Origin of the sequence: Pandoraea anapnoica, from assembly GCF_902459765.1 — a bacterium.
Lineage (GTDB): Bacteria > Pseudomonadota > Gammaproteobacteria > Burkholderiales > Burkholderiaceae > Pandoraea > Pandoraea anapnoica.
In genome coordinates, this window is record NZ_CABPSP010000002.1 from 536,511 (window position 1) to 563,259 (window position 26,749).

Annotated in this window: 22 protein-coding genes and 1 tRNA gene; 6 read left to right on the top strand and 17 right to left on the bottom strand. The window is 61.4% G+C overall.

Features of this window, described 5'->3' with window-relative positions; all coding sequences use genetic code 11:
• Positions 1-38 precede the first annotated feature (38 nt).
• From kdpC to trxA, 9 genes are all read right to left on the bottom strand, one after another.
• The gene (gene kdpC, locus PAN31117_RS05525) at positions 39-623 is read right to left on the bottom strand and encodes a potassium-transporting ATPase subunit KdpC (RefSeq protein WP_150737295.1); all 585 of its coding nucleotides are present in this window, start codon (positions 621-623) and stop codon (positions 39-41) included.
• A 79-nt stretch (positions 624-702) separates the two neighbouring features.
• Positions 703-2,829, bottom strand: a complete 2,127-nt coding sequence (gene kdpB, locus PAN31117_RS05530) for a potassium-transporting ATPase subunit KdpB (protein WP_370855728.1) — start codon at positions 2,827-2,829, stop codon at positions 703-705.
• A gap of 28 nt (positions 2,830-2,857) precedes the next feature.
• The gene (gene kdpA / locus PAN31117_RS05535) at positions 2,858-4,663 is read right to left on the bottom strand and encodes a potassium-transporting ATPase subunit KdpA (RefSeq protein ID WP_150737296.1); all 1,806 of its coding nucleotides are present in this window, start codon (positions 4,661-4,663) and stop codon (positions 2,858-2,860) included.
• A complete protein-coding gene (kdpF, locus tag PAN31117_RS05540; RefSeq protein WP_063389843.1) occupies positions 4,660-4,752 on the bottom strand; it encodes a K(+)-transporting ATPase subunit F in 93 nt (30 codons plus the stop codon). The genes kdpA and kdpF overlap by 4 nt, the downstream gene beginning before the upstream one ends.
• A 347-nt stretch (positions 4,753-5,099) precedes the next feature.
• A complete protein-coding gene (locus PAN31117_RS05545; RefSeq protein WP_246188922.1) occupies positions 5,100-6,071 on the bottom strand; it encodes an amino acid ABC transporter substrate-binding protein in 972 nt (323 codons plus the stop codon).
• A 95-nt stretch (positions 6,072-6,166) separates the two neighbouring features.
• A complete protein-coding gene (locus PAN31117_RS05550) occupies positions 6,167-7,276 on the bottom strand; it encodes an amino acid ABC transporter substrate-binding protein (RefSeq protein WP_150737297.1) in 1,110 nt (369 codons plus the stop codon).
• A gap of 165 nt (positions 7,277-7,441) precedes the next feature.
• Positions 7,442-8,029, bottom strand: coding sequence for a P-loop nucleotide/nucleoside kinase family protein (locus PAN31117_RS05555; protein WP_150737298.1), 588 nt, complete (start codon positions 8,027-8,029; stop codon positions 7,442-7,444).
• Positions 8,026-8,412: a cupin domain-containing protein gene (locus tag PAN31117_RS05560; protein ID WP_150737299.1), complete on the bottom strand. Its 387-nt coding sequence runs from the start codon at positions 8,410-8,412 to the stop codon at positions 8,026-8,028. The genes PAN31117_RS05555 and PAN31117_RS05560 overlap by 4 nt, the downstream gene beginning before the upstream one ends.
• A gap of 44 nt (positions 8,413-8,456) precedes the next feature.
• On the bottom strand, positions 8,457-9,308 hold the full coding sequence (trxA, locus tag PAN31117_RS05565) for a thioredoxin (protein ID WP_150737348.1): 852 nt from the start codon (positions 9,306-9,308) through the stop codon (positions 8,457-8,459).
• A gap of 241 nt (positions 9,309-9,549) precedes the next feature.
• Between trxA and PAN31117_RS27035 the strand changes: the two genes are divergently transcribed.
• Positions 9,550-12,012 carry a cation:proton antiporter domain-containing protein gene (locus PAN31117_RS27035; protein WP_174990838.1) on the top strand — a complete coding sequence of 821 codons (2,463 nt, stop codon included), beginning with the start codon at positions 9,550-9,552 and terminating at the stop codon, positions 12,010-12,012.
• Positions 12,013-12,091: 79 nt separating this feature from the next.
• Here the strand turns inward: PAN31117_RS27035 and PAN31117_RS05575 are convergent, their stop codons facing one another.
• Positions 12,092-12,991: a pirin family protein gene (locus PAN31117_RS05575; RefSeq protein WP_150737300.1), complete on the bottom strand. Its 900-nt coding sequence runs from the start codon at positions 12,989-12,991 to the stop codon at positions 12,092-12,094.
• 219 nt (positions 12,992-13,210) lie between these two features.
• On the opposite strand from PAN31117_RS05575, the gene greB reads away from it, so the two are divergent.
• Complete coding sequence (gene greB / locus PAN31117_RS05580; RefSeq protein WP_150737301.1) at positions 13,211-13,771, top strand: transcription elongation factor GreB; 561 nt, start codon at positions 13,211-13,213, stop codon at positions 13,769-13,771.
• 75 nt (positions 13,772-13,846) lie between these two features.
• On the opposite strand, the gene PAN31117_RS05585 is transcribed toward greB, so the two are convergent.
• From PAN31117_RS05585 to PAN31117_RS05600, 4 genes are all read right to left on the bottom strand, one after another.
• The gene (locus tag PAN31117_RS05585; protein WP_150737302.1) at positions 13,847-16,267 is read right to left on the bottom strand and encodes a RelA/SpoT family protein; all 2,421 of its coding nucleotides are present in this window, start codon (positions 16,265-16,267) and stop codon (positions 13,847-13,849) included.
• Positions 16,268-16,327: 60 nt separating this feature from the next.
• Positions 16,328-16,534: a DNA-directed RNA polymerase subunit omega gene (gene rpoZ / locus PAN31117_RS05590; RefSeq protein ID WP_039397582.1), complete on the bottom strand. Its 207-nt coding sequence runs from the start codon at positions 16,532-16,534 to the stop codon at positions 16,328-16,330.
• A gap of 90 nt (positions 16,535-16,624) precedes the next feature.
• A complete protein-coding gene (gmk, locus tag PAN31117_RS05595) occupies positions 16,625-17,302 on the bottom strand; it encodes a guanylate kinase (protein ID WP_039397580.1) in 678 nt (225 codons plus the stop codon).
• 5 nt (positions 17,303-17,307) lie between these two features.
• Positions 17,308-18,237 (bottom strand): YicC/YloC family endoribonuclease, encoded by a 930-nt coding sequence (locus PAN31117_RS05600; protein WP_174990839.1) that lies wholly within the window; start codon positions 18,235-18,237, stop codon positions 17,308-17,310.
• Between the two features lie 212 nt (positions 18,238-18,449).
• Between PAN31117_RS05600 and rph the strand changes: the two genes are divergently transcribed.
• From rph to hemW, 3 genes are read left to right on the top strand one after another with little or no spacing between them, the layout of a single operon-like run.
• Positions 18,450-19,178, top strand: coding sequence for a ribonuclease PH (gene rph, locus PAN31117_RS05605; RefSeq protein WP_046292365.1), 729 nt, complete (start codon positions 18,450-18,452; stop codon positions 19,176-19,178).
• A 2-nt stretch (positions 19,179-19,180) separates the two neighbouring features.
• Complete coding sequence (gene rdgB, locus PAN31117_RS05610) at positions 19,181-19,798, top strand: RdgB/HAM1 family non-canonical purine NTP pyrophosphatase (protein WP_150737303.1); 618 nt, start codon at positions 19,181-19,183, stop codon at positions 19,796-19,798.
• 5 nt (positions 19,799-19,803) lie between these two features.
• On the top strand, positions 19,804-21,024 hold the full coding sequence (gene hemW, locus PAN31117_RS05615; RefSeq protein ID WP_150737304.1) for a radical SAM family heme chaperone HemW: 1,221 nt from the start codon (positions 19,804-19,806) through the stop codon (positions 21,022-21,024).
• 71 nt (positions 21,025-21,095) lie between these two features.
• Here hemW and PAN31117_RS05620 read toward each other — a convergent pair whose 3' ends face one another.
• Positions 21,096-22,856 (bottom strand): acyl-CoA synthetase, encoded by a 1,761-nt coding sequence (locus tag PAN31117_RS05620; RefSeq protein WP_150737305.1) that lies wholly within the window; start codon positions 22,854-22,856, stop codon positions 21,096-21,098.
• Between the two features lie 320 nt (positions 22,857-23,176).
• Between PAN31117_RS05620 and PAN31117_RS05625 the strand changes: the two genes are divergently transcribed.
• Positions 23,177-23,266: transfer RNA gene (locus PAN31117_RS05625), tRNA-Ser, on the top strand.
• A gap of 167 nt (positions 23,267-23,433) precedes the next feature.
• Here the strand turns inward: PAN31117_RS05625 and PAN31117_RS05630 are convergent.
• Complete coding sequence (locus PAN31117_RS05630) at positions 23,434-25,182, bottom strand: ATP-dependent nuclease (protein WP_150737306.1); 1,749 nt, start codon at positions 25,180-25,182, stop codon at positions 23,434-23,436.
• A gap of 353 nt (positions 25,183-25,535) precedes the next feature.
• On the bottom strand, positions 25,536-26,749 hold a 1,214-nt coding region (locus tag PAN31117_RS05635), incomplete at its 5' end, for a DUF4365 domain-containing protein (protein WP_217429633.1).

Here is a 26,749-nt window from a genome sequence, read left to right on the forward strand (position 1 = left end):
GAGATTCCCGGTCATGGGCCCGCCTGCGGCTGCGCCTTTCAGACAGCGCCGCGTGCCAACCCGTCCAATGCCAGGTTGAGCTTCAGAACATTCACCCGGGGCTCTCCGAAAATTCCCCACTGACGGCCTTGCGTGTTACGTGCGATCAGATCGCGCACGACCTCCGGCGTCAGCCCGCGCGCCTTGGCCACGCGCGCGACCTGATAGTCGGCCGCCGCCGGACTGATTTCCGGGTCGAGCCCGCTGCCCGACGCCGTCACCAGATCGGCAGGCACCGGCAGTTGGGCGCTCGGGTCGGCCTCGCGCAGCGCGGCAATACGGCCCTTCACAGCGTCGGCTAGCGCCGGGTTGAGCGGACCGAGGTTCGAGCCACCCGAGGCCGTCGCGTTATTCGGGTTCGGCGACGTGGCCGACAGACGGCCCCAGAAGTACTTCGGTTCGTCGAAGTTCTGACCGATCAGCGTCGAGCCAACGGCTTTGCCGTCCTTGTAAATCAGGCTTCCGGCCGCTTCGCGCGAGAACGCCGCGCGGCCGATGCCGGTCACGACCAGCGGATACACCAGCCCCGTGATGACCGAGAGCACCACAAACAGGCTCAACATCGGGCGCAAAAGGGTTTTCATGACGTCTGTTCCTTAGAGTGTCAGCAATGTGGCCCGGGCGCGCGGCAACCGCTGCCGCCGCGCCCGGAAGCCGTCGCGATCAGGCCCAGCCCATCGCGGCGATGATCATGTCGATGACCTTGATACCGACAAACGGCACCAGAATCCCGCCCAGACCGTAGACGAAGAGGTTGCGACGCAGCAGCGTCGCGGCCCCGAGCGGGCGATATTTCACGCCCTTCAATGCCAGCGGAATCAGCACCACGATAATCAGCGCATTGAAGATTACCGCCGACAGAATGGCCGACGACGGGCTTGCCAGACGCATCACGTTCAGCGCATCGAGTTGCGGATACGTGGTGGCGAAGGCGGCCGGAATGATGGCGAAGTACTTCGCCACGTCGTTCGCAATCGAGAACGTGGTGAGGCTGCCGCGCGTCATCAGCATCTGCTTGCCGATCTCGACGATTTCGATCAACTTGGTCGGGTTCGAATCGAGGTCGACCATGTTGCCCGCTTCCTTCGCGGCTTGCGTGCCCGAGTTCATCGCGACGGCGACGTCGGCCTGCGCAAGCGCCGGGGCGTCGTTGGTGCCGTCGCCCGTCATCGCCACGAGCTTGCCTTCGGCCTGATACTTGCGAATCGTCGCGAGCTTTTCCTCAGGCGTGGCTTCTGCGAGGAAGTCGTCCACACCCGCTTCTGCGGCAATCGCGGCGGCCGTCAGACGGTTGTCGCCCGTGACCATCAGCGTGGTGATCCCCATCTGACGCAGTTCGGCGAATCGCTCCTTGATGCCGCCCTTGACCACGTCCTTCAACTCGATCACGCCCAGCGCACGCGCGCCGTTCGCGTCATGCTCGGCCACCACCAGCGGCGTGCTGCCACGACGTGCGATCTCGTCGATCGACGTCGCGAGCGCCACCGGCCACACGCCACCGGCCGATTCCACATAACGTTTGACGGCATCGGCTGCGCCCTTGCGAATCTGTTTGTCGGTCAGATCTACACCGCTCATGCGCGTCTGGGCCGTGAACGGAATGAAGAGCGCATTCAGACCACTCATCTCGCGCTCGCGCAAATTGAAGCGTTGCTTGGCGAGCACCGCGATACTGCGGCCTTCCGGCGTTTCGTCGGCCAGCGACGCGAGTTGCGCCGCGTCAGCCAGCGTACGCTCGTCCACGCCCGGCGCGGGCACGAACTGCGACGCCTGACGATTGCCCAGCGTGATCGTGCCGGTCTTATCGAGCAGCAGCACGTCCACGTCGCCAGCCGCTTCCACCGCGCGGCCCGACGTTGCGATCACGTTCGCCTGCATCATACGGCTCATGCCTGCCACGCCGATGGCCGAGAGCAGGCCGCCAATGGTCGTGGGAATCAGACACACCAGCAGCGCGACGAGCACCGTGATCGTGACCGGATTTCCGGCGTGCGTGACGAACACGCTATAGATCGAGTACGGCAGCAGCGTGGCCGTGGCGAGCAACAGCACCAGTGTGAGCGCAACGAGCAGAATCGTGAGCGCGATTTCGTTCGGCGTCTTCTGACGCTTTGCGCCTTCCACCATCGCGATCATGCGGTCGAGAAACGCTTCGCCCGGATTGACCGTCACCTTCATGATGACCCAGTCCGAGAGCACACGCGTGCCACCGGTCACGGCCGAGAAGTCGCCGCCCGACTCGCGGATCACCGGCGCAGATTCGCCCGTGATGGCCGATTCGTCGACGGACGCTACGCCTTCCACGACTTCGCCGTCGGCCGGAATGACATCGCCCGCTTCGACCAGAACGAAGTCGCCACGACGCAGGCTGGCACTGTCGATCACCAGGCACTCTGCGTCGCGACGTGCCGAGCGCAACTGCTTAGCGGGAACATTCTTCTTGGCCTGACGCAGCGAAGCGGCCTGCGCCTTGCTGCGGCCTTCGGCCAGCGCTTCGGCAAAGTTCGCGAAGAGCACTGTGAACCATAGCCACAGCGTGATCGCGAGGATGAAGGGCGCGCTCGCCTCGGCGTGGCCTGCCACGGCCATGCCGAACAGCACGGTCGTGAGCAGACTGCCGACGTACACCACGAACATCACCGGGTTCTTCGCCTGCGTGATCGGGTGCAACTTGCGGAACGAGTCCACGATGGCCGGTTTGACGATGGCGGGGTCGAACATCGACTTGGTCGCCGATGTATGCCCTTCGCTCATCTGCCGGGTGGCGGTATTACTTGAGGGTTGATTCATGAGAGCCTCGAATGCCTCATTTCATTGTTCAATGCGCACCGATCATCGCCAGATGTTCGGCGACCGGACCGAGTGCAAGCGCCGGTACGTAGGTGAGCGCGCCCACCAACAGCACCGTGCCGAGCAGCAGCACGACAAACAGCGGACCATGCGTAGGCAACGTGCCCGACGTCGCGGCAATACGCTTCTTGCGCGCCAGCGCACCGGCAATCGCCAGCACCGGCACGATCACCCAGAAGCGGCCGAACCACATCGCGATACCCAGCGTGGTGTTGTAGAACGGCGTGTTTGCCGACAACCCCGCAAATGCGCTGCCGTTGTTGTTCGCTGCCGAGCTGTAGGCGTAGAGAATTTCCGAGAAGCCGTGTGTCGCGGGGTTCAGCACGCCCGCCTGACCGGCCGCGACGAGCACCGCAAGCGCAGTGCCGAGCAGTACCAGCAGCGGCGTCATGAGCACGGCCACAGCGACCATCTTCATCTCGTACGCCTCGATCTTCTTGCCCAAATATTCGGGTGTGCGGCCGATCATCAGCCCCGCCACGAACACCGCTAGCATGGCGAAGACGAGCATGCCGTACAGGCCCGAGCCGACGCCGCCGAAGATCACTTCGCCCAACTGCATCAGCAACATCGGCACCATGCCGCCAAGCGGCGTAAGCGAGTCATGCATCGCGTTGACGGCACCGCACGACGCAGCCGTCGTGACCGTCGCGAAGATGCCAGACGCGGCGATACCGAAGCGTGTTTCCTTGCCTTCCATGTTGCCGCCCGACTGCGTGGCACTGACCTGCTGATCCACACCGAGCTGGGTGAGCAGTGGGTTGCCTGCCTGTTCTGCGGACACCGTGGCGATCGCCGCAATGGAGAATGCAATCGTCATGGCCGCCAGAATCGCGACGCCCTGACGACGGTCTCCGACCATGCGTCCGAACGTGTGGCACAGCGCCGCCGGGATCAGGAAGATCGCCAGGATTTGCAGGAAGTTCGACAGCGGCGTCGGGTTCTCGTACGGATGAGCCGAGTTCGCGTTGAAGAAGCCGCCACCGTTCGTGCCGAGCATCTTGATCGCTTCCTGCGAAGCAACCGGGCCCATGGCGAGCGTTTGCGTCTGCGTCTGCGCGGGCGTCGTGACCGGCTTGCCAGCGGCGTCCATCTTCGGCTGACCGTCCGGGCCGAGGACCGGATTGTCGTAGTGCGTGACTTGCAGCGTCGTCACGTCCTTGTAGACGTCGAAGTTCTGAATCACGCCCTGACTCATGAACGCAGCGGCGATCACCACCGACAGCGGCACCAGAACATAGAGCGTGATGCGGGTGATGTCGACCCAGAAGTTGCCGATCGTCTGCGCCGTGTGACGGGCGAAACCGCGGATGAGCGCGACCACGACGGCGATACCGGTAGCGGCCGACAGGAAGTTCTGCACGGCCAGACCGAGCATCTGCGTCAGATAGCTCATCGTCGATTCGCCCGTGTAGCCTTGCCAGTTCGTGTTCGTCACGAAGCTGACCGCCGTGTTCATCGACGAGTCCGGCGTGACGTTACCGAACGCTTGCGGGTTCAGCGGCAGCCAGACTTGCCAGCGTTGCAGCGCGTAGATGGCGAAAGCGCCCAAGGCGTTGAAGCCGATCAGCGCGAACGCGTAGGTGCGCCAGTGCATCTCCTGCTCGGGACGAATCCCGCACAGACGATAAAGACCACGTTCGAGAGGCGCGAACCAGCGGTTCACGCGGGATTCACCGGCGAGCACGTCGGCCATGAAACGACCGAGCGGGCGCGCCAGCACCAGTAGCACGACGAGGAAAACGCCGAGCTGGATCCAGGCATTGAGTGTCATGCTAGGTCCTCCGGCTTGAACAGCGCGTAGACGAGATAAGCGAGCAGCGCGAGCGTGAGTCCGCCGCTCAGCCAATACATGGCTGTCATTGCTGCCCCCCTACCGACGCGCAAAACGCGACAAAGCCGACGGTCGTGGCAACGAACACCACGATCACGCCGAGATATAACCAGTCCATGACAACTCCCTATCGTGTGGCGGCTGGCACGCCACGGGCGCGACGCGCCCTCGCATGCGCATGCCAGCCGTGCCCTGAACGATACGTAGGGGCGCGTAAAGACGGGGACAAAAGGGGTAAAGGGGGTGTAAACAACGTGTAAACACGGGCCCGAAATGTGTAAACGACGAAGCCCGCCGATATCGCTATCGGCGGGCTTCAGAGCCTTGCTGGCTATGGTGCGGCGGGACTTTCCGCTGCTCCGGCCTCAGCGGCACATCACTCGGTCACGCGCGAGCCTTTGCGCCAGACTTCCACGACTTCCTTGCTCGGTTCGAGATTCAGGTTGACGTTGCGCGGCGGAATGGGCTGCTGGAACCACTTGCGCTGAATACGGCGGATCTCGCCCGAGCTGTACACATGCGCCAGCGTCGTATCCACGAAGCGTTTGAACTGCGGATCGTCGCGGCGCAGCATCAGCGCATTGAGTTCCGTCTCCAGCGGTGCGCCGACGATGGCGAACGACTCCGGGTCCCGAGCATTCGCACGGAAGCCCGCAAGCAACACGTCGTCGAGTGCAAACGCCTTGGCGCGACCGGTTTCGAGCGTCACCATCGATTCACCGTGGTCGCGCGCCGGAATCACGCGGTAGCCGATCTTCTCCGCCTGCATGCGCGCCAGACGCTCACCGGTCGAACCGGCCGACGCCACGAGGTTCTGCCCCTTCAGGTCTTCCAGCCCCTGAATGTTGTCCTTCTTGTTGACCAGAAGGCGCACTTCCGAGACGTAGTACGGATTGCTGAAACCGACCTGTTCGGCACGTTCCGGGGTAATGGTGTTCGGCGCGCAATCGAGATCGATGGTGCCGTTCTTCACCAGCGGAATACGGTTCTGCGGCGTGATGGACATTTCGCGCACGCGCAGATTCGGCAGATTGAGCGCGGTCTTGACGGCATCTACCACCGCATAGCAGAGATCCATCGTGTAGCCGACCGGCTTGCCCTTGTCGTTCACGTACGCGAACGGGATGGCCGCTTCGCGATACCCCAGCGTGATGACGCCGGTCTCGCGAATCTTCTTGAGGGTACCGGTGAGGTCACCGTTGACCGTCGGCAGCGCGACGACTGCGTCAGCCTTGGCAGGCGCGGCCGTTGCTGTCGAAATACCCGCTTGGGCGGCGAACCACACGGACAGACCGAGCGCAACGCGTCCGGCAGCGATTTTCCAGTCGACTTTCTTGAAACCGTTCACAGCAAATTCCTATCGGATTAACAGCATGATAGGAAGTTACAGATTTGCGTCGCGAAGCGCAAAGAAACCTTTGTCATTAGCTTATGCGCGGACGATCAACTGCCGGACGTCGGAGATGTCGGAGATGTCGGAGATGCCGGTGACGTGGCAGACGCCTCCTGCTCGTTGCCGGGACGTCCACCCGTCTCCCAAAGAGCCAGGGTTTCCGGCGACGGCTCCACCGCCAGGCGATGCCCGTACGGCGGCACGGCGGCCTGAAACCATTGCCGTTGGAGCTGCGCCATTTCGCCGCTGCGAAAGATCGCCGAAAGGGCCGCATCCACACGCGCCTTGAATGCGGGGTCGTCCTTGGGCAGGACAAGCGCGTAAGACTCGGACTGCGTGGCGAGCGGCGCACCAACAATCCGGTAGGCATCCGGTGTCTTGCTGGTGGCGCGCAAGCCTTCGAGAAGCACATCGTCCAGCGCCAGCGCCTGCGCGCGCCGCTCCCTCAGCATGCGAAACGCCTCGTCGTAGTCGCGCGCCATCAGAAGCTGAAACCCTGCGCGGGCGTGCTGCGCCCTCACAAGACGCTCCGCAGTCGTCCCCTGCACCACCGCCAGGCGCAGTCCCCGCAAGTCGTCGATCGACGCAACGCCCGTGCCCTTCCTGACCATCAACCGGACGTTCGCCGCGTAATACGGCAAGCTGAAGGCCACCTGCTGCCCGCGCGATGCCGTGACCGTCGACGGCGCGCAGTCGATATCGATGGCGTCGCCTTTCACCAGCGGCCCGCGCATCTGTTCGATCACCCGCACCGGCGTGACGCGCAGTTCCGGCATCGCCATCTCCTGTTGCAGCGACGTCACGACCCGTTGGCACAGTGCCCACGCCAGTCCCATCGGCTGATCGTCGGCGTCGACATAGGAAAACGGCACAGCGGTCTGCCGATAGCCGAGCAGAATGCGTCCACGCTCGCGAATGCGAGCCGTCGTCGGCGTATCGGCGACGGCTGGCGTCGGCGCGAACGATGTGTCGGAAGGGAATGCTGGAGCCTGCGCGGGCGCAGCCAGCGTGCTCAGGCGCGGCATGCCCGCGATGGGCGGCTCAGCGGCGAGCGTCGCATTGGGTGACGCGAGCATGGTGGCCGTGAAGATGCCGATGAAACGGCCGGACCGACGGCGAATACACGCAGAGATAACGGACAGAAGGGATAGAAGGGACATGATCGACGCGACACCAAGAGGGAAAATGCCCACACCTTAGCGACGGCCACCGCGGAAACGTCCGGCGACGCCAGCCATTTCGGATTATTCCCTTCGCGGCGATTTTCCCTTCTGCGGCAGCGTTCACGCGTGTGTAGATCGAGGCGCTAGCTTGCCCTTCGCCCCCTAGCGCGTATGGGCCAGCAACGTCTGCAACAGCTGCTCGTCGTCGTCGGGCGTCGGCGCGGTGTTATCGAAGCGCACGAGTCCCGGGAATGCCGCTGCGGGCGGCAGGAAGCGACGCACGCGATACTCGTCCCAATGCTCCAGCTTGTAGGCGTCGTTCGGATTACCCCGGCTCTCGATGCGCTCGCGCGCGTGCGCTTCGTCAAGATCCACCCAGACCACGTGAACGCCCACGTCGTCGTCGACGTCCAGCCACGCCCGATCGAACAGCAAGCCTTCGCGCAACTCGCGCGAGAGCGGGCCGACCACCAGCACGTTCACGCCGAGACGCAGGTTCTCGCGCGCCGTCTCCAGCAATCCCGCGTACTCCGGCTCACGCAACGTCTGCAAATAAAGCGGGCTGTCGCGGTCGTTGGGGTTGCCGGTCAGCGCGCCCATCACCGACGCGCTGTACGCGCCATACAGCGTGTCCTTGTCGAGCAGACAAAAGGCCTCGCCGCTGCGCTCGATCAGCGGACGTATCAGACGCTTGGCCAGCGTCGTCTTCCCCGCCCCGGCGTGGCCGCAGAAAAAGATCAGACGTGTCATGCGGCCGCCTTGCGCTCGAACATCACGAAGTGCTTGCGCACCGGCTCGATGACTTCGAACACGCCTTCGAACCCGGCCGGAATCACGCAGGCATCGCCCGGCCCGAACTCTGACGCGTTGCCGTCAAGATCGCTGATGCGGATACGTCCCTCGATCACCGAGAAGTATTCCTGACGATGCGCACCGAAGGCGATGCGCCACGCGCCGGGTTCGCAGGTCCATTCACCGCAATCGAACTCACCCAATGCGTCGGTGTAGAACGGGCGCGTCATGCGCTGCGGATTGCCGCTCACGCGGCGCGCCTCGGCGGGGTGATCGAAGACGGCTTCGCCCGCCTGATCGGGGGCGAACGTAATGAGCGCGGGAGATGTGGGAGATGTCATATGCGTCGAAGAGTTTAGAGAGCTATGGGACGTCAGGACGTCGCTTAGTTCAGCGCCGCGCTCAGCTTGCGACGCCACGTCGCCACCGTCGCCGGATCGGTCTCGGCAAGTGCTTCGAAGATCGCCAGCATCGACCTGCGTCCCGCATCATCGCCGAACGAGCGGTCGCGCTGCACGATATCGAGCAACGTCTGCAAGGCCGGTTCGTAAGCCCGGTCCGCGAGATAGCGATTGGCCAGATCCAGACGCGCCTGAAGATTGGCCGGTTCGGCATCCACGCGTGCGATCAGTTCCGAGGCTGGCGGCAGATGGCTGGCCTGCTCGGCGGCAGCAATACGTGTATTGAGCGCTGCGATGCGGGCGTCGCCGCTCGCAGCGGTGCGCGGCGAGAGCAGCGTCAGCTCAGTACGTGCCGCATCGATGTCACCCATGCCTAGCAGGACGTCCACCAAATCGAGGCGGACTTCGTCATGTGCCGGGTCGAGCGCCAGTGCGGCTTGCAGCGCATCGCGCGCCACCGTCGGCTGACCTTCTGCGAGCGCCTTGCGCGCCACGTTGCGCGCCATATCTGCCGGATTCGGCACGATGCGGTCGATGAACGCGCGCAGTTGCCCTTCCGGCAGCGCGCCCACGAACTGATCGACCGGCTCGCCGTCGACGAATGCGACAACCGTGGGCAGACTGCGCACGCCATACTCCGCGCACAGTTGCGCGTTTTCGTCGGCATTGATCTTGACGAGGCGGATGCGCCCCTGCGCTTCGGCCTCCAGCTTTTCGAGCATCGGCCCGAGCGTGTTGCAGGGGCCGCACCACGGGGCCCAGAAGTCGGCCAGCACGGGGACCTGATGCGAGACGGCCAGTACGTCGGTGTCGAAACTGGCGAGATTGGTATCGATCATGGGTTCTATCGAGCGTGGTAAATTGCGTGAATAGCGGCCGTTACTCATAGAAAACAGCCGCCAGCTTGAAGCATGGTAATCGCAAATCTGGGCAAATCGGTACGGACGCGCCAAAGCGCCCCCGGGTTCCCGTCCCGGCCACGCGCCTGCGGACCGCCGCTCTCGTGGATTTCGTAGTTTTCACGGTTTGCCCCGGCAGTCCTACAATCCTAACGTCCAACGACGGGCAGGGAGGCACATGCACGCAGGCCACGGCACGGCGATCTTCTTTACCCAACTTCTCTTGCTGGTACTCGTCGGCCGTCTGCTCGGCGAGGTCATGCAACGGCTGCGTCAGCCAGCAGTCATGGGCCAGTTACTCGCGGGGGTGCTGCTCGGCCCGTCCATCTTCGGCGCGCTGATGCCCGCCTGGCAACACGCCGTCTTTCCCGACAACGAAACGCAGAAAAAGATGCTCGACGCCGTCTCCGAGCTGGGCGTGCTGCTGCTTCTGCTGTCCACCGGGCTGGAGACGGATCTGGGGCTCGTGCGACGCATGAAGCGCATGGCCATCTTTGCGTCGGCGGGCGGCATGCTGATTCCGTTCGCCTGCGGTTTCGCGCTCGGGTGGCATCTGCCCGACAACCTGCTGCCGCATCCGGAAGCGCGGCTCGTCACGTCGCTCTTTCTCGGCACGGCCCTGTCGATTTCGTCTGTCAAGGTCGTGGCGATGGTCATTCGCGAAGTCGATTATCTGCGCCGCAACATCGGCCAGATCATCCTCGCCGCAGCCATTCTCGACGACACCACCGGCTGGATCATCATCGCCGCCATCGCAGGCCTGGGGGCCAGCGGTTCGGTCGACCTCGGCCATCTGACGTTCAGCCTCGGCGGCACGCTGCTGTTCATCGTGCTGTGCTTTACCGTCGGCAAGCGCGCCGTGGCCGTGGCCATTCGCTGGACGAACGACCGCTTCACCGTCGAGATGCCGGTGCTCAGCGCGATTCTGGTCATCACCTTCGTGCTGGCGCTCGCGACCGACAAACTGGGCGTGCACACAGCGCTGGGCGCGTTCATGGCCGGGGTGATGATCGGGCAGTCGCCCATTCTGAGCGAACAGATCGAAGCGCAGTTGCGCGGGCTGATCGTTGCGCTCTTTGCGCCCGTGTTCTTCGGCGTGGCGGGCTTGTCGGTGGACCTGACGATTCTGTTCGACTGGCGAATGCTCGGGCTGGTGGCCGGACTGATCCTGATCGCGAGCATCGGGAAATTCACGGGATGCTTTATCGGTGGACGTCTGGGCGGGATGTCCTCGGCGGAAGCGCTTGCGCTGGCCACCGGCATGAACGCGCGAGGCTCCACCGAGATCATCGTCGCGAGCATCGGGTTGTCGCTCGGTGTGCTGAGCAAGGACCTGTTCACCATGATCGTCATCATGGCGCTCATCACCACGCTCATCATGCCGCCGGTGCTGCGCCGGGCGCTCGTGCGTATTCCGCTGTCTGCCGAAGAAAAAGCACGGCTTGAAAAGGAGGCCGCCGAGGAGAAGGACTTCCTGCCGAACGTCGAGCGCATTCTGACGGCGGTCGACGGCAGCGCCAACGGACGCTTCGCCGCGTGGATCGCCGGGCTGACGGCCGGTGTGCGCGGCACACTGACTACGGTGCTCGCCCCTGCACCTGCTTCGACCGATAACAGCGCCGCCGTCGACGCGGGCGAATGCGCTGGGCTCGATGCCTATGAGATCGCGCTTGCCGCCGCCACGCACACGGTGAGCCGCGCCCCGGGCACGCCGGGCGTGGAAGAAGACAAACCCGTCAAGCCGGGCGAGAAGGAACGCGAGGCCGCACGTCTGGTGCTGCGCGAGCGCACGGGCAAAGCGCCTCAGAAAACGCCGGAACTGCCGCACGGTCCTGTCAAGGAAGGCGAAGACGAAACACCGACCGACGAAACGTCTTCCAAAGCCGCCCCGAAGCATGAACCCGTCGGCGAAGCGCATGACGATAAGCGTGTGAGCGACGCGAAGGAGGAAGGTGAATTCGTCGCAGACGATCCGTCCGACACCGCACGCGAACAGGAAGCGGCGCAGCCGGAGAGCAGCGACGAAGCGGTTCGCATCTCCGACGAAATCGCCAAGGGCTACGGCTTCGTCATTGCAGGGTTCGACGCGCCGGGCAAGGAGTCGGACTCGGACGTCCCCCCGCTCCCCCTGCCGACAGGCGTGCTGCCGCTGACCAAGGCATTCGACGGGGCCATCGCCATTGTGCTCGCACATGGCGACCACGCTCGCCAGCCGGATGCACCGCTCAACATCCTCGTGCCGGTCTCGGGCACCGACTATTCGCGGCATGCGGCCGAACTGGCGATCACTCTCGCGCGCGCAGCGAACGCGCCGGTCACCGCGCTGCATGTCTCGGCGCGCGTGGCACCGGGCATGCTGCACCGCCGGTGGCGTCCGCGTGTGTTGCGTCCGGACGCTGCCGAAGCCGCCATGCTGGAAAATCTACACTCGCTGGCCGAGCGCAACGGCGTGAAGCTGCGCACACGTCTGCTCGCAGGCGGCAAGGTCGACGACGCCATCCTGCATCAGATCCACCACGGCAAACACAACCTGCTCGTGCTCGGCGTGCAACCGCGCTTCGGCGACCGTCTCAACTTCGGTGCCGTCTCCCATCGTTTGCTGGAAGAACGGCGTTGTTCCGTGATCGTGCTGAGTGCTTGACGCATCAGGGCACTCCAATGAAGAACACCTGTTGCGGCGGACCGTCAACAGGTGTTCTTCGCGCTTACTGCGATGAAACTCAGTTCGCCGACGGCTTGCGCTCCGGCAATGGAATCCATTCCGTCTCACCGGGCACCTTGCCCATTTCCTGCGCCGTCCAGGCAGCCTTCGCCTGCTCGATGCGCTCACGGCTCGACGACACAAAGTTCCAGAAGATGAAGCGCTCGCCGTCGAGCGGCGCACCACCGAGCAGCATCAGCCGCGCGGGTCGATCACCGGCCACGATGCGCACGTCGCCCCCCGGAGCGAGCACGCCCATCCGATGCTCGGGCAAGGCATCGTCGTTCACCGTCACCTCGCCCTGCACCGTGTAGACGGCGCGCTCGGCGTACTCCGGCGGCAGCACGAACGCCGCGCACGGTTCCATCTCGACCGCGAGATAGAAGATTGGCGAGAACACTTTCACCGGGGCCTTCTCGCCGAACGCTTCACCGAGGATCAGACGCATATGTACGCCTGGCAGGAAGATGTCCGGCAGCGACGACGCCTCGTGATGCGCAAACGACGGCGCGGTCTCCTCGTCGGCCTGTGGCAACGCAACCCACGTCTGAATGCCGTGGACGTCACCACCACGCGCGCGTACGTCGTCCGGCGAACGCTCCGAATGCACGATGCCCCGTCCCGCCGTCATCCAGTTCACCGCGCCCGGCGTGATGCGTTGATCGCTGCCAAGGCTGTCGCGGTGCCAGATTTCGCCGTCGAACAGATACGTGACGGTCGCCAACCCGATGTGTGGGTGCGGACGCACGTCCAGCCCCACACCGGGCGGCAGCGTTGCAGGCCCCATGTGGTCGAAGAAGATGAATGGCCCGACGGTCTTGAACGGCAGGCTCGGCAGACTACGCTGCACGGTGAAAGCGCCGATATCGCTCAGATGCGGCTTGAGCACGGCAAGGAAGGGACTCGTGGAATCGGTCATGGCGCGGTTCTCCTGCGTTCGACACTTTTGAAGAAGTGTGGCGTTCATCTGGGGTGCTGTCGCCCGATTGTAGAGGACATTGCGGGCGCGCTCCATGACACCTCGGCATGATGGTTGCCACCGCGAAAATGGGGTGGCGCACATGTTCCTGCGATATCGCTCCTATAATGCAAGGATTGTCTAACGCTTTTGGCTCGCGCGCGTCGCGGGCATCGACTTATGAACAAGGCCTTCGTCAAGGAAGATAACGGCGACGACGATGACGATCTCGACGCAGGCGCGCCGGAGATTCCTGCGGGCACCAAGAACTACATCACGCCCACAGGCTACCGTCGTCTGAAGGATGAGATGCTGGATCTCATCGATAATCAACGCCCTGAGGTGGTGAAGATCGTGTCTTGGGCGGCGTCCAACGGCGACCGTTCGGAGAATGGCGATTACATCTACGGCAAACGACGTCTGCGTGAGATCGACCGGCGGATTCGCTTTCTGACGAAGCGTCTGGATAATGCGGAGGTGGTGGACACGCGTCGTCAGGAGAACGTCGATCAGGTGTTTTTCGGTGCGGAAGTCACTTATGCCGACGGCAAGGGAGACGAGCATACGATCATGATCGTCGGCATCGACGAAGTGGATCTCGACCGTGGGCACGTGAGCTGGATCTCGCCCATCGCCCGCGCCATCACCAAATCGAAGATCGGCGACACTGTGCCGTTGCGCACACCGGCCGGGCTCGATCAGATCGAGATTCTCGACGTGCGCTACCCGCCGTCCGAGTAAGCGCATCGCGCGCCATTCGACACTATGCAAAACGCCTCCCGAGGGAGGCGTTTTGCATAGTGTCGATACCGCAAATCAGTAGTTGCCGCGTTCGCGCGAAATGCGCATGGCGTGATTGGCATGCACATCTTCTTGATGCCGCTCGCTCGGACGCTCTCGCGCCACGCGCATGACGTCCGGATTCACACGGATGCGGCGCATCACGTTAGCCAGATGCACGCGGTCGCTCACCTGAATGAGGAAGCGTAGCGTGGCGGATTCGTCCGGCACCACTTCGTCCATCCCGATGTGCACGATGTTCGCGTCGGACGCCGTGATATCGGCCGCCACACGCGAGAACACGCCGCGGTTGTGATGCACCAACACCTTGATGCCGACGTCGAACAGACGCCCCGGCTGCGGTGCCCACGCCACGTCGATCCAGCGGGTCGGATCCTTGCGATGGATGCGGCGCGCGACCGGGCAGTCCGTGGTGTGGATCGCCATGCCCAGCCCGATGCCGATGTAGCCCATGATGGCGTCGCCCGGAATCGGTCGGCAGCACGCCGAGAATTGCACCGACATGCCTTCCGTGCCCGTGATGAGCACCGGCGGGCCGACGTTCTCGTCGCCCGTACGCGGCGAATCGGGATCGTCCGGGCTGTCGTCGTTCTCGCCTTCCTTGCCCGAGGTGAGCACCGCGAGACGTTTGGCCATCACGGCCGCGACACGACGTCCCAGACCGATGTCGGCAAAGATGTCCTGACGATCCTTGTTGCCCGTCCACTGCGCGAGCTTGTCCCAGATCTCCGGCGAGATCTCGCTCATCGTCAGGCCGTAACCCTTGAGCGCCTGCTCGACCAGACGCTCGCCAAGCTGTACCGACTCGGCGAAGCGCATCGTCTTCAGATAATGACGAATGGCCGAGCGCGCCTTGCCGGTACGCACGAAACCGAGCCACACAGGGTTCGGCTTCGAATACGGCGCGGTAATGACTTCCACGATGTCGCCATTCTTCAGTTCGGTGCGAAGCGGCAGCAACTCGTTGTTGATCTTGACGGCCACGCACTGGTTGCCCAGATCGCTGTGGACCGAATAAGCGAAATCGAGTGCCGTTGCACCACGCGGCAGCGCCATGATGCGCGCCTTCGGGGTGAAGACGTAGACGGCGTCGGGGAACAGGTCGATCTTGACGTGTTCGAGGAATTCCGTGGAGTCGCCCGTCTCGCTCTGAATATCGAGCAGCGACTGGAGCCACTGGTGTGCATGCTTCTGCACGTCGTTCATGTCCGCGCCGCCGTTCTTGTACAGCCAGTGCGCGGCCACGCCCGCTTCCGCAATCTCATGCATGCGGCGCGTGCGAATCTGGAATTCGATGGGCGTGCCGAAGGGGCCGACAAGCGTCGTGTGCAACGACTGATAGCCGTTGACCTTCGGAATCGCGATGTAGTCCTTGAACTTGCCCGGTACGGGCTTGTAGAGCGCGTGCAGCACGCCGAGCGCGAGATAACACTGCGCGTTCGACTCGACGACGACACGGAAGCCGTAGACGTCCAGCACCTGCGAGAACGACAACTGCTTTTCCTGCATCTTCGTATAGATGCTGAAGAGCGTCTTCTCGCGGCCGAAAACGTCGGCACTGACTTCGCCGTCTTTCAGGGCTTTCTCGACGGCGTCGAGAATCTTGCCGACCACCTCGCGCCGGTTGCCGCGCGCGGCCTTCACCGCCTTGTCGAGCACGGCGTAACGACGTGGATGGTAATTCGCGAAGCTCAGATCCTGAAGTTCGCGATAGGTATTGTTCAAGCCGAGGCGGTGCGCAATCGGCGCATAGATGTCGAGCGTTTCGCGCGCCACGCGGCGCTGCTTTTCCGTCGACGTCACGCCCAGCGTGCGCATGTTGTGCAAGCGGTCGGCCAGCTTGACGAGAATGACGCGCACGTCGCGCGCCATCGCCAGCAGCATCTTGCGGAAGCTCTCGGCTTGCGCTTCTTCGCGGCTGCGAAACTCCATCTTGTCGAGTTTCGACAGGCCGTCGACCAGTTCGGCGACCTTCGGTCCGAATCGCTCGGCGAGTTCGGCCTTGGTCACGCCCTGATCTTCCATCACGTCATGCAATAGCGCAGCCATGATCGACTGTGCGTCGAGTTTCCACTCGGCACAGATCTCGGCTACAGCAACGGGATGGGTGATGTAAGGCTGTCCGCTCTGGCGATACTGACCCAGGTGGGCCTCATCGCTGAACTGGAAGGCTTCTTTGATTTGCGCGAGGTCGCTTTCCTTGAGGTACTCCCCAAGCATGCCCTTGAGACGGGCGATCGAGACGACCTCGTGCTTGCGCGGCTGCTCGGGCGTTGCCGTCGGACCGAAGAGGTGCCGATAGGACTGCTCCAGCAGCGCGTCGATGTACTGTCGCGTGGCGCTCTCGCCCTTTTTCTTCTTGCGCTCGGGCTTGGGCTCCCCCGCTTTGGGTTCATCCGCAGCGATGGACGTGGCCGGTGATTTCGCATGACTCATACATGTACCTGCTTCGTCGAGCGGCCCGCAACGTCACATCGCATCAGTGCAGTCTCCCGATCAGAGCGGCACTTTCTTGAGCATCTCGATGCCCACCTGCCCAGCTGCGATTTCGCGCAGCGCGACGACGGTCGGCTTGTCCTTGTTGTTCTCGAGCTTCGGCGTATGACCTTGCGCCAGTTGGCGGGCGCGGTAGGTCGCGGCGAGGGCGAGCTCGAAGCGATTCGGAATTTGTTTCAGGCAATCTTCAACGGTAATTCGGGCCATAAGGAGGTTCCTTCTCAATATAAGGCGTATTCTATCGCAGCCGGCGCGCGCTCGCGCAAAACACGAGCGCTGCCAGCGAAAGCGACGGTGTTACTCGTGATCGTTCGGCGCGTGGATATCCAGATCTGTGAACAACGTCTTGTGCCGCGCATACTGCGAAGCAAATCGCAGACGCACCGCAGTGAACACCGATTGCAATTGATCCAGCGCGCGCTGGAATTCGTCATTGATGATGATGAAGTCCGCTTCCGGCGCGTGGGCGATCTCGCCGCCGGCCGCCAGCAAGCGGCGTGCAATGACCTTCGGCTCGTCGGTCCCGCGCTTCTTCAGGCGCTCTTCCAGCGCTTCGATGGACGGCGGCAGAATGAAGATACCGACCGCGTTCGAAAAGCGCTTGCGTACCTGCTGCGCGCCCTGCCAGTCGATTTCCAGCAGCACATCACGGCCTTCGCGCATCTGCTCTTCGATCCACACGCGCGACGTGCCGTAATAGTTGCCGTGCACCTCGGCGCTTTCCAGAAACTCGCCACGCTTGCGGCGTTCGAGAAACTGATCGACCGAGATGAAGTTGTAGTGCACGCCTTCTTCTTCGTTGGCACGCGGTGCTCGCGTCGTGCAGGAAATCGACAGACGAACGTCGCTATCCTGCGCGAGCAGCGCGTTGACGAGCGTGGACTTGCCCGCGCCCGAGGGGGCGACCACCATGAACAGATTGCCGGGATACTCGGCATGCAAGGCGGGTTGCGGGGCGTGTGATTGCGGGGACATACGACTTACTCCAGATTCTGCACTTGCTCGCGCATCTGCTCGATGTAGAGCTTGAGCTCCATCGACGCATCGGCGAGTTCCTTCGAGGCTGCTTTCGAGCCGAGCGTATTCGCTTCGCGATTGAGCTCCTGCATCATGAAGTCGAGCCGTTTGCCGACCAATCCTCCCTTATCGAGGATGTGGCGGGTTTCCTTCAGGTGGGCGTCGAGTCGCGTGAGTTCTTCTGCAACGTCGATGCGCACGCCATATATCGTCACTTCCTGACGAATGCGTTCCGCGACTTCTTCCTTGCTAGGTGCCGCCGAGCCTTCCGGCACGACCACGCCCAACGCTTCTTGCAGACGATCGACGATCTTCTGCTGATGGCGCGCGATCAGATCCGGCACGAGCGGTTGCAGGCCCGTGAGAATCGTCTCCATTTTCTCGATGCGTTCGATCAGGCTGGCCTTGAGTTGGGCACCTTCGCGACGGCGCACGTCGACGAGATCACCGATCGCCGCACGACCGGCATCGATCACGGCATCGCGCAGCGCTTCGGCGGTCACCGACTCTTCGCCGAGCACGCCCGGCCAGCGCAGGATTTCACCGGTGCGCATGCGTTCGGCATCGGGGAAATGAACGAGGACTTGCTGTTCGAGATCGGCGAGTTGCTTGACGGCATCGAGATTGAGCGCACCGTTGGTGCCGCTCTCGGGACGTTGCACGTTGATGCGGATATCGACCTTGCCGCGCGAGAGCTTGGCAGTCAGCGATTCGCGCAACGACGGCTCGCACGCACGCGCTTCTTCGGGCATGCGGAATGCCAGATCGAGGAAGCGCGAATTGACCGTACGCAATTCGACCGACACGCTCGCGCCTGCGGCTCCATCGGCATGCGCAATGTCGCGCGTGACGCTGGCGTAACCGGTCATACTGTAGATATTGTTGTCTTTCATCGGGGTGACCGCTACCGCAGCGCCGTGACACTTTTTAAGCGTGGCGATGCAGCAACCGGTTTCGCATGCAATGGATGAAACGGGATTATCGCATTTTCCGGCCCAAGGCTCCTGATTCCGCGCACGACACCGGCGCGCGCCGCCAAGCTTTTGGCGTTTAGCGATACCATTCGGGTATTGCCGCATAAATTCACCTCGCAGGACATTCATCCATGACGCAAATCACCCGCCCGGACGGCCGTGCGCAAGACGCATTGCGCCCCGTGCGCATCACCCGCCAATACACCCGCTACGCCGAAGGCTCCGTGCTGATCGAGTGCGGCGAGACCAAGGTCATCTGCACGGCCAGCGTCGAAGAGAAAGTGCCGGGTTTCCTGCGCGACTCGGGCCAGGGTTGGCTCACCGCCGAATACGGCATGCTGCCACGCGCCACGCACACCCGTGGCGACCGCGAAGCCGCACGCGGCAAACAAAGCGGACGCACGCAGGAAATTCAGCGTCTGATCGGCCGCTCGCTGCGCGCCGTGTTCGACCTTGAGAAGTTCGGCCCGCGCACCATTCAGATCGACTGCGACGTCATTCAGGCAGACGGCGGCACGCGTTGCGCGTCGATCACCGGCGCGTTCGTCGCCGCACATGACGCCGTCTCGAAGCTCATCGCCGACGGAAAGCTCGAAGCGTCGCCCATTCGCGCGCACGTGGCGGCCGTCTCCGTCGGGCTTTACCAAGGGCAGCCGGTGCTCGATCTGAACTATGTCGAAGACTCGGCCTGCGACACCGACATGAACGTCATCATGACGAGCGAAGGCGGTTTCGTCGAAATTCAAGGCACGGCTGAAGGCGCGCCGTTCACGCGCGCGCAAAGCAATGTGTTGCTCGATCTGGCTGACGCCGGTATCCGTCAGTTGATCGACGCGCAAAAGCGCGCGTTGGGAGTCTGACGATGGCCATGCAGAAGATCGTGCTGGCGTCGAACAACCCGGGCAAGCTGCGCGAATTCGCGTCGTTGTTCGCGCCGCTCGGCATCGAGCTGGTGCCGCAGGGCATGCTCGGCGTGTCCGAGGCCGAAGAGCCGCACGTCACTTTCATCGAAAACGCGTTGACGAAGGCGCGCCACGCCGCCGCGGCGACCGGCCTGCCCGCGCTCGCCGACGACTCGGGCCTGTGCGTGCCGATCCTCGGCGGTGCCCCTGGCGTGTATTCCGCGCGTTATGCCGCGCGCGCCGGCCGCGAGAAGTCGGATGCCGCGAACAACCGCCATCTGATCGAGCAACTGGCCCCGCACGCCGACACGCCGGGATATCGCGATGCGTATTACTTCGCTGCGCTCGTGCTCGTGCGTCACGCAGAAGATCCTCAGCCGATCATCGCCGAAGGGCGCTGGGACGGCGAGATCGTGGACGATGCACGTGGCGCGCATGGCTTCGGCTACGATCCGCACTTCCTCATCCGCTCGTTGAATCAGACGGCTGCCGAACTCGATCCCGCCGTGAAAAACGCCCATAGCCACCGCGCTCGCGCGTTGCGCGTGCTGCTGGAAAAGCTGGGGCGGGAGGCGTAAGTCGTATGAGTGAATCCACGTTGCCCGTGCAGAACTTTCTGCGGCCCGGCAAGATCAGTTTGCCGGCCCTGCCGCCGATGTCGCTGTACGTGCATTTCCCGTGGTGTGTGCGCAAGTGCCCCTACTGCGATTTCAACTCGCACGAGTGGCGCGGCGAAGGTGGCGCGCAGGCGTTTCCCGAGCAGGCTTATCTGGATGCATTGCGTCAGGATCTCGAACAGGCGTTGCCGCTGGTTTGGGGACGCCCGGTGCATACGGTCTTCATCGGTGGCGGCACACCGAGTCTGTTGTCGGCAGCCGGTCTGGATCGTCTGCTCTCCGATCTGCGCGCCCTGCTGCCGCTCGACGCCGATGCCGAAATCACGATGGAAGCCAACCCTGGCACGTTCGAAGCGGACAAATTCCGCAGCTTCCGTGCGAGCGGGATCAACCGACTGTCCATCGGCATCCAGAGCTTCAACAGCGAGCATCTGAAAGCGCTCGGCCGTATTCACGACGGCAACGAAGCCCGTCACGCCATCGAGATCGCGCAAGCGAATTTCGACAACTTCAACCTCGACCTGATGTTTGCGCTGCCGAACCAGACGCTCGCGCAATGTCAGCAGGATGTGGAGACGGCGATCTCGTTCGCCCCGCCGCATCTGTCGCTGTATCACCTCACGCTCGAACCCAACACGCAGTTCCACAAATATCCACCGACGGTGCCGGACGACGACACGTCGGCCGACATGCAGGACTGGATTGCCGAACGAACGGCGGCCGCGGGCTACGGACGCTACGAGGTGTCGGCATACGCCCAGCCGCATCGACGCGCCAAGCACAATCTGAATTATTGGGAGTTCGGCGACTATCTTGGCATCGGCGCTGGCGCGCACAGCAAGATTTCGTTCCCGCATCGTGTGCTGCGTCAGGTGCGTCATAAGCATCCGCAGCGGTTTATGGAGGCGGCGGCCGCTGGTAACGCGATTCAGGAAGAGCGCGAAGTCGATGCGCGTGATTTGCCGTTCGAATTCATGCTCAATGCGCTGCGTCTGACCGATGGCGTGAAGAGCGAGCTGTTTGCCGACCGCACGGGATTGCCGATGGCGAAGATCGCCAAGGCGCTCGCCGCCGGGGTCGAAAGGGGCTTGCTGGTCGACGATCCGCAACGGATCGCCCCGACCGAGTTAGGACAACGCTTCCTGAACGACCTGCAAGGAATGTTTCTGGAAGGTCACAAGAAGTAATTGCCCAGCGACGATGCAAATGACAACGGCGGGACATCATCGGGATGTCCCGCCGTTTTTTTGCAGTCGCCCTACCCGAGCGCCGCCCCCATTTCCCGCAAGGCCTTGCGGATGATCTTGCCTGTCACGGTCATCGGCAGTTCCGGCAGGAAAACGACTTTGCGAGGGTATTCGTGCGCGGCAAGTCGGTGCTTGACGAAGTCCTGAATCTCCTTGGCCAGCGCGTCCGACGGTTCATGTCCTTCGCGCAGTACGACGAACGCCTTCACGATCTCGGTGCGCAGGTCGTCGGGTTCGCCGACCACGGCAGCGAACTGCACCGACGGATGCCGGATCAGGCAATCCTCGATCGGTCCCGGCCCGATTCGATAACCGGCGCTGGTAATGACGTCATCCGACCGGCCGGTGAAGGTAATGTATCCGTTCTCGTCGACGAATCCCGAATCGCCCGTGAGCAGAAAGTCGCCACGGTATTTGTCCATGGTGGCGTCCGGGTTGTGCCAGTAGCCGAGGAACATGACCGGGTTGGGCCGTGCAATGGCGATGTTGCCAACGGACCCTGTGGGTAACGGCGTGCCGTCGTCATCGACGATGGTGACGTCGTGCCCGCGTACGGCGCGTCCGATAGCGCCGGGCAGCGCCGGGAATTCGGCGGCGCAAGACGAGACGACCATATTGCATTCCGTCTGCCCGTAAAACTCATTGATGTCGACGCCGAGGTGTTCCCGTCCCCACGCCAGCAATTCCGGGCCGAGCGATTCGCCGCCGCTGGCGACAGAGCGCAGTTGAAGCGGCCAATGGTCGCGCGGCGATGCGACAGTGCGCAGCATCTTGAGCGCGGTCGGCGGCAGGAAGGTATTTCGTACGCCGTGACGCGCCATCAGATCAAAGGCGGCCACCGGGTCGAACTTTTCGAAGCGTCGTGACAGAACTGGCACGCCGTGATGGAGCGCGGGCAGCAGAACGTCGAGTAGCCCGCCGATCCATGCCCAGTCGGCGGGCGTCCAGATCAGATCGCCCTCCTGCGGGAATCCGTTGTGCGACGTCTCCACGCCCGGCAAGTGCCCGAGCAGCACCCGATGAGCGTGCAGCGCGCCCTTGGGTTTGCCCGTGGTGCCGGAGGTGTAAATGATCACGGCCGGTGCGTCGGCGCGGGTCTGGACGGGTTCGAAGTGCGTATCGCGTGAGGCGATCGCTGGCCACAGCGCGAGCAGTCCGTCTTCGGCGACGCCCCAGTCTTCGTCGTCGGCAACGTGATGGTGCGCTTCGGGCAGATCGTCATGGACGACGTACACGAGCCGCAGGTCGGGAAGCTCGGCGCGGATGTCGTCGATCTTGCCGATGCTCGCGAGGTCGGTAACGAGCACGGCTGCGCCGGAGTTTTGCAGGCGATAGGCGAGTGCTTCGGGGCCAAACAGGGTGAACAGCGGGACGGCGATCGCGCCGAGCTTATACGCGGCGACATGGGCGACGAGTGTGGCGGGCGACTGCGGCAGGAAGATGCCGATGCGGTCGCCGGCCTTGACGCCGTTGGCGCGCCATTCGTTGGCGAGTTGATTGGAGAGTTGTTTTAGGACGTCGAACGTGAGGCGGACGTGCGCACCGTCTGCGCTTTCGTGGATGAGTGCGAGGCGGTTGGAGCCGTCGGCCCATTTGTCGCAGACGTCGACGCCGATGTTATAGAGCGTGGGGATCTGCCAGGTGAAGGGCGCGGCAGCCGAGTCGGCGCTTGCCGGGTGCGTCGCGGTCTTGTTTGGCGCGTGGGTCACGCGCTCGCCACTGGCGTCATTTGACGTCTCTTGGGCGGGGGCACGGGAGGTGTCGGCATCCATGCGGTGTCTCCGGGTCATGTCTGGCCTCGCACGGTAACACCGGGGGCGTACACCGCACGTCTTCAAGCATGATGCATGCCGGGCGGTGACAAGACAAGGGGGACGGGGGTCACCCCAGGAAATTAGCGGGGTGTGAGGCAATTTTGGTCGCAGGAAGGCTTCACATGACGGGATGAGCAGGTATAATGCGCGCTGCCGTGCGGTACTGGCCTGCGTTGGAGCGCAAACGACTCCGACGCCGATTCCACCGGACCGCACGCATCTCAAGTCGTCCCCTGACGACATCCCAGGCCACGATCGAGCATCGTGCGCAACGCCCCGGAGGCGTGCCAGAGTGGTTTAATGGACCGGTCTTGAAAACCGGCGAAGGGGTAACCCTTCCGTGAGTTCGAATCTCACCGCCTCCGCCAGAATTTCTTGGTTTTCACGGTAGTAGTTACTGACCTTCGCCGACAATGCTCCGCAACTTTTTCTGCGGCGCTCCGCAAAAGCGCGATTTTCGCACCGGGTAGCCCAACCATTGCACGCCGACGGGGCGGATATTCCCAACTCCCTCCGTCCGCGCGGGATCAGGCCGCTAGATCCAGTTTATGAAGTTCGTTAGGTTCTGGGCGTCGGCAGAGTGATCGAGGTTTGCATTCATCTCCATCGTAGAAATAAACGCCAAACGCGTTGCATCGTTCTTCGCTACGAGGCCGAGATGAGCCTCGATCGCGCCCATCTCCCAAACCCATACGTTGTGACCCCGAAGTTGTTGTGCAAGTCGAGCAATCTCGACTGACTTGGCTTGGGCAAGCATTGCGAACGCATGCTCGGGGGTAACCACACAGAAATTCCCTCGAACATCCCTCTTTGCCGGGAAATTATCGGTTCCCAACGTGAAGTTGTTGGCCACCGCATTAGCCACAAACCAATCTCGGCAAGATACGAAATCCGGATCCTGATCACTAATGAAGCCCGTTTGCGGTGCCGTCTTAAACATGTAGTCCAGATCAACCGCAGCTTTGGGAGCGAACCCCACCTCCCTGAGAACGCGGATCATCGGCGCGACAGAACCGCTACCGCTGGCTTCAATCAAGCAAACTCTCCCCTGGCCCAACGTACGTCTAGACACCACCTTGTACATAGGAGGGACGACCATCATTTCCGTCTTTCCCTCAACGATCAACACCTTCTCCGAGAACATCAGGTAGGTGGCGTGTTGAAGCGCAAATATTACTTGCGCTTGGTGCGGATGTTGGGCAATAGCCTGCGCAGCGGTGCTTAGCTTGTTTCGCACGACCGATCCCTCAGGCTGCGCCTTATAAACCACGCTTGTACCGAGAACATCGTTACCAATCAATAACGGCGAGTGAGTGGAAAATATCACTTGAAAATTTTGAGCCGATAATGCCTTGAGCGATTCCCGAAGAACTTCAATTGCCTGTGGATGCAAATACAACTCCGGCTCATCAATAAGAAGAACCGTTGTTGCTCCATTTGCTCGCTGCTGATGAATCTGTGATGCAAGAAGTTTAATAAGTGCCATCTGAACAGATCGCTGTGCACCGTGACCAAATGACGCAAATGGACGACTCACCCCAGCATCGTCGGATAACGAGATCGTGGCTGACTTGACCAGATCCTCGAGCGATGGAGGCTCAATATTTAGGTGCAACGAAAGTCCCGGAAAAAAATCAGCCACTGCGCTCGTTGCATCAGCTTCAAGCGTGTCTAGCTCGTGAATTCGCCCACCACCGGAAAGATGCCCGCTCAGCGCGTTGATATCAGAAAGCACTGCCTGCAAAGCCTGAGCATTGTTCGCACGAATTTGATCGACGCAAAACTTAAGTAGTAAACCTATTGTATTCCTGGCCGCAAAACGCCCAACATCAACAGCAGCGTCGTCCATTGCCTCGATGTATAAAGGTTCGGGAAAAAGAACACCGATTGCGTTATCAAGGCCAGTTGGATTTACAACCCACTCGCCCGCCCCCCAATCGAAGACGTCTACCCGGATCTGAGCTGCAGTAGTGGCGGGAGTGTCCTGACGCCGCCTAAATCTCAACCTCCCATTATCCAAGCACCTACCCAGACTGGCTCGCTGATTTTCAGGAAGCAACGTCAGATCAACATTTGATATGAGCCCTTCAACAGTGACAGGCAATGCGGCATTATGGAAAGCGTGCTCTGTCAAAACCGACTTTCTAAGCAACCAATTAATTGCGCGCAAAACATTGGACTTCCCAGAATTATTATATCCAATGATAGGATTAAACGCGGACAGGGAAATTTTCAGATGCGAGCAGGAGCAAAAATTATTTACAACAACCTCTTCAACAATCATAAATCACCCACCCCCATAAAATCACGCACCAAAATCACAAAGAAACATCAAGAAATTTAATTTTTTTGAAAATCATCACAGCAACCAAGTTCTCTTTCTGCCCCTCGAACAGCCCGAATGATGTGCGCAACCACAGGCCACCTTAATGTACTAAGCGAGGGAGCCCCCCAGCAGGACAGCACTCTATCGATATAACCTAAGTAATTCCGCCGAAATCCATACAAATCACAGCAAATCCTCAGCGCGCCAATTTAAATTAATCACGCATACGCTCATCCAAAAAATCTGACGTCGCGCACACCAAAAATAAAAACAAGAAACCATCCTTCTCAATCTACCAACCCCCATAAAAATCACCCTCCATTTTGCGATGATTTATTGCTCAATATGTTCTTTCTCAAACGCAAGATACTATCAACATCGAAGCGCTCACCTTTAAATACAATCTGCCTAACAACCTTTCCTTTCTCACGCTCATCCCGCAAATAATTTCGAATCTCCATCCACCTAATAACACCGTCGGAAGATCTATGAACAAGCATTACGGGAGCCATTTGATTTGCCCAGTAATCAGCGTGACGAGGATTTTTTATAGTAAAAATCTCTTTTCCATCAGCCTTTCTGTACAAATACGAGTCTCCGGACTTGAGCTGTAAATAAATCATTTGACCGGATGCATTTTTGTCGTCCCACCGGAACTCGATCTCCATATCGATACCATGGTCACTGACATTTTTTTCGCGCGAGAGTTGATTCGCCAGGGCAACATTTGATATCACCTCTCCGACCAGTAGACGCTCTCTGCTCTCGTTGTTTAGTTCTTCGCTTACGACACCTTCCAAACGGCGAACTTTAATATCCGTGTCGTCGGAACTATAAAGGCGTTCCAGTTCATCAACGAGAGGAATACGCGCCTCGCACATCGCACATGAAATATCTTCCTTTCCAAGCTCCCGTCTCTTCGCTGCCGCAGCAAAATCAGCACATGGGTGCCCACAGGAAGCACACGCATAGTGCCGTCTCCGTGTGACGCTGGAAGCACGCTGCAGCAGGTGATCGTGAACGTATTTTAGGAAGATAATCTGCTCCCCAATCAAGGTGGCGGGCTCACTGTAGACCTCAATGATTGCAGACGATCCACCTCCTCGACGGGACACCTTAACCCCAAGCATGTTCTGACTTTCCGTCACGAACTCCGCAGCATCTTGCCAAAGATCGCGGCGCCTGAAATAGTTTGTGTGATCCAACCTTACAACCAAAGTCGAATAAATCTCGTCGACCACTCCGTCAAACTCGTAACTAACAACAACTGCAGGATGTCCGCTCAACGGAGGACGATTTCTCTTGTAATAGGTAGGAAATACAAGAAGAACATCCTTATCGGTTAATTCTCTGGCACAAAGTCCGCGCTGGAGCAATTTTCGATGCATTTCCAGAAGGACGAAACGCTCCTCCTCCCGATCAATACGCTCGAAACCGTCATAGAGGAGTGAATCGCCCCGGATTTTGAGGAGGCTCCAACTCTTGAGAGAATGGAGCAATGAACAAGAAATCGAGCAAGTTTTCC

Bases quoted from the DNA above. Each gene is read 5' to 3' on its own strand.
- kdpC (WP_150737295.1), bottom strand. From the start codon at position 623: ATGAAAACCCTTTTGCGCCCGATGTTGAGCCTGTTTGTGGTGCTCTCG.
- kdpB (WP_370855728.1), bottom strand. From the start codon at position 2,829: ATGAATCAACCCTCAAGTAATACCGCCACCCGGCAGATGAGCGAAGGG.
- kdpA (WP_150737296.1), bottom strand. From the start codon at position 4,663: ATGACACTCAATGCCTGGATCCAGCTCGGCGTTTTCCTCGTCGTGCTA.
- kdpF (WP_063389843.1), bottom strand. From the start codon at position 4,752: ATGACAGCCATGTATTGGCTGAGCGGCGGACTCACGCTCGCGCTGCTC.
- PAN31117_RS05550 (WP_150737297.1), bottom strand. From the start codon at position 7,276: ATGTCCCTTCTATCCCTTCTGTCCGTTATCTCTGCGTGTATTCGCCGT.
- PAN31117_RS05555 (WP_150737298.1), bottom strand. From the start codon at position 8,029: ATGACACGTCTGATCTTTTTCTGCGGCCACGCCGGGGCGGGGAAGACG.
- PAN31117_RS05560 (WP_150737299.1), bottom strand. From the start codon at position 8,412: ATGACATCTCCCACATCTCCCGCGCTCATTACGTTCGCCCCCGATCAG.
- PAN31117_RS27035 (WP_174990838.1), top strand. From the start codon at position 9,550: ATGCACGCAGGCCACGGCACGGCGATCTTCTTTACCCAACTTCTCTTG.
- PAN31117_RS05575 (WP_150737300.1), bottom strand. From the start codon at position 12,991: ATGACCGATTCCACGAGTCCCTTCCTTGCCGTGCTCAAGCCGCATCTG.
- greB (WP_150737301.1), top strand. From the start codon at position 13,211: ATGAACAAGGCCTTCGTCAAGGAAGATAACGGCGACGACGATGACGAT.
- PAN31117_RS05585 (WP_150737302.1), bottom strand. From the start codon at position 16,267: ATGAGTCATGCGAAATCACCGGCCACGTCCATCGCTGCGGATGAACCC.
- rpoZ (WP_039397582.1), bottom strand. From the start codon at position 16,534: ATGGCCCGAATTACCGTTGAAGATTGCCTGAAACAAATTCCGAATCGC.
- gmk (WP_039397580.1), bottom strand. From the start codon at position 17,302: ATGTCCCCGCAATCACACGCCCCGCAACCCGCCTTGCATGCCGAGTAT.
- PAN31117_RS05600 (WP_174990839.1), bottom strand. From the start codon at position 18,237: ATGAAAGACAACAATATCTACAGTATGACCGGTTACGCCAGCGTCACG.
- rph (WP_046292365.1), top strand. From the start codon at position 18,450: ATGACGCAAATCACCCGCCCGGACGGCCGTGCGCAAGACGCATTGCGC.
- rdgB (WP_150737303.1), top strand. From the start codon at position 19,181: ATGGCCATGCAGAAGATCGTGCTGGCGTCGAACAACCCGGGCAAGCTG.
- hemW (WP_150737304.1), top strand. From the start codon at position 19,804: ATGAGTGAATCCACGTTGCCCGTGCAGAACTTTCTGCGGCCCGGCAAG.
- PAN31117_RS05620 (WP_150737305.1), bottom strand. From the start codon at position 22,856: ATGGATGCCGACACCTCCCGTGCCCCCGCCCAAGAGACGTCAAATGAC.
- PAN31117_RS05630 (WP_150737306.1), bottom strand. From the start codon at position 25,182: ATGATTGTTGAAGAGGTTGTTGTAAATAATTTTTGCTCCTGCTCGCAT.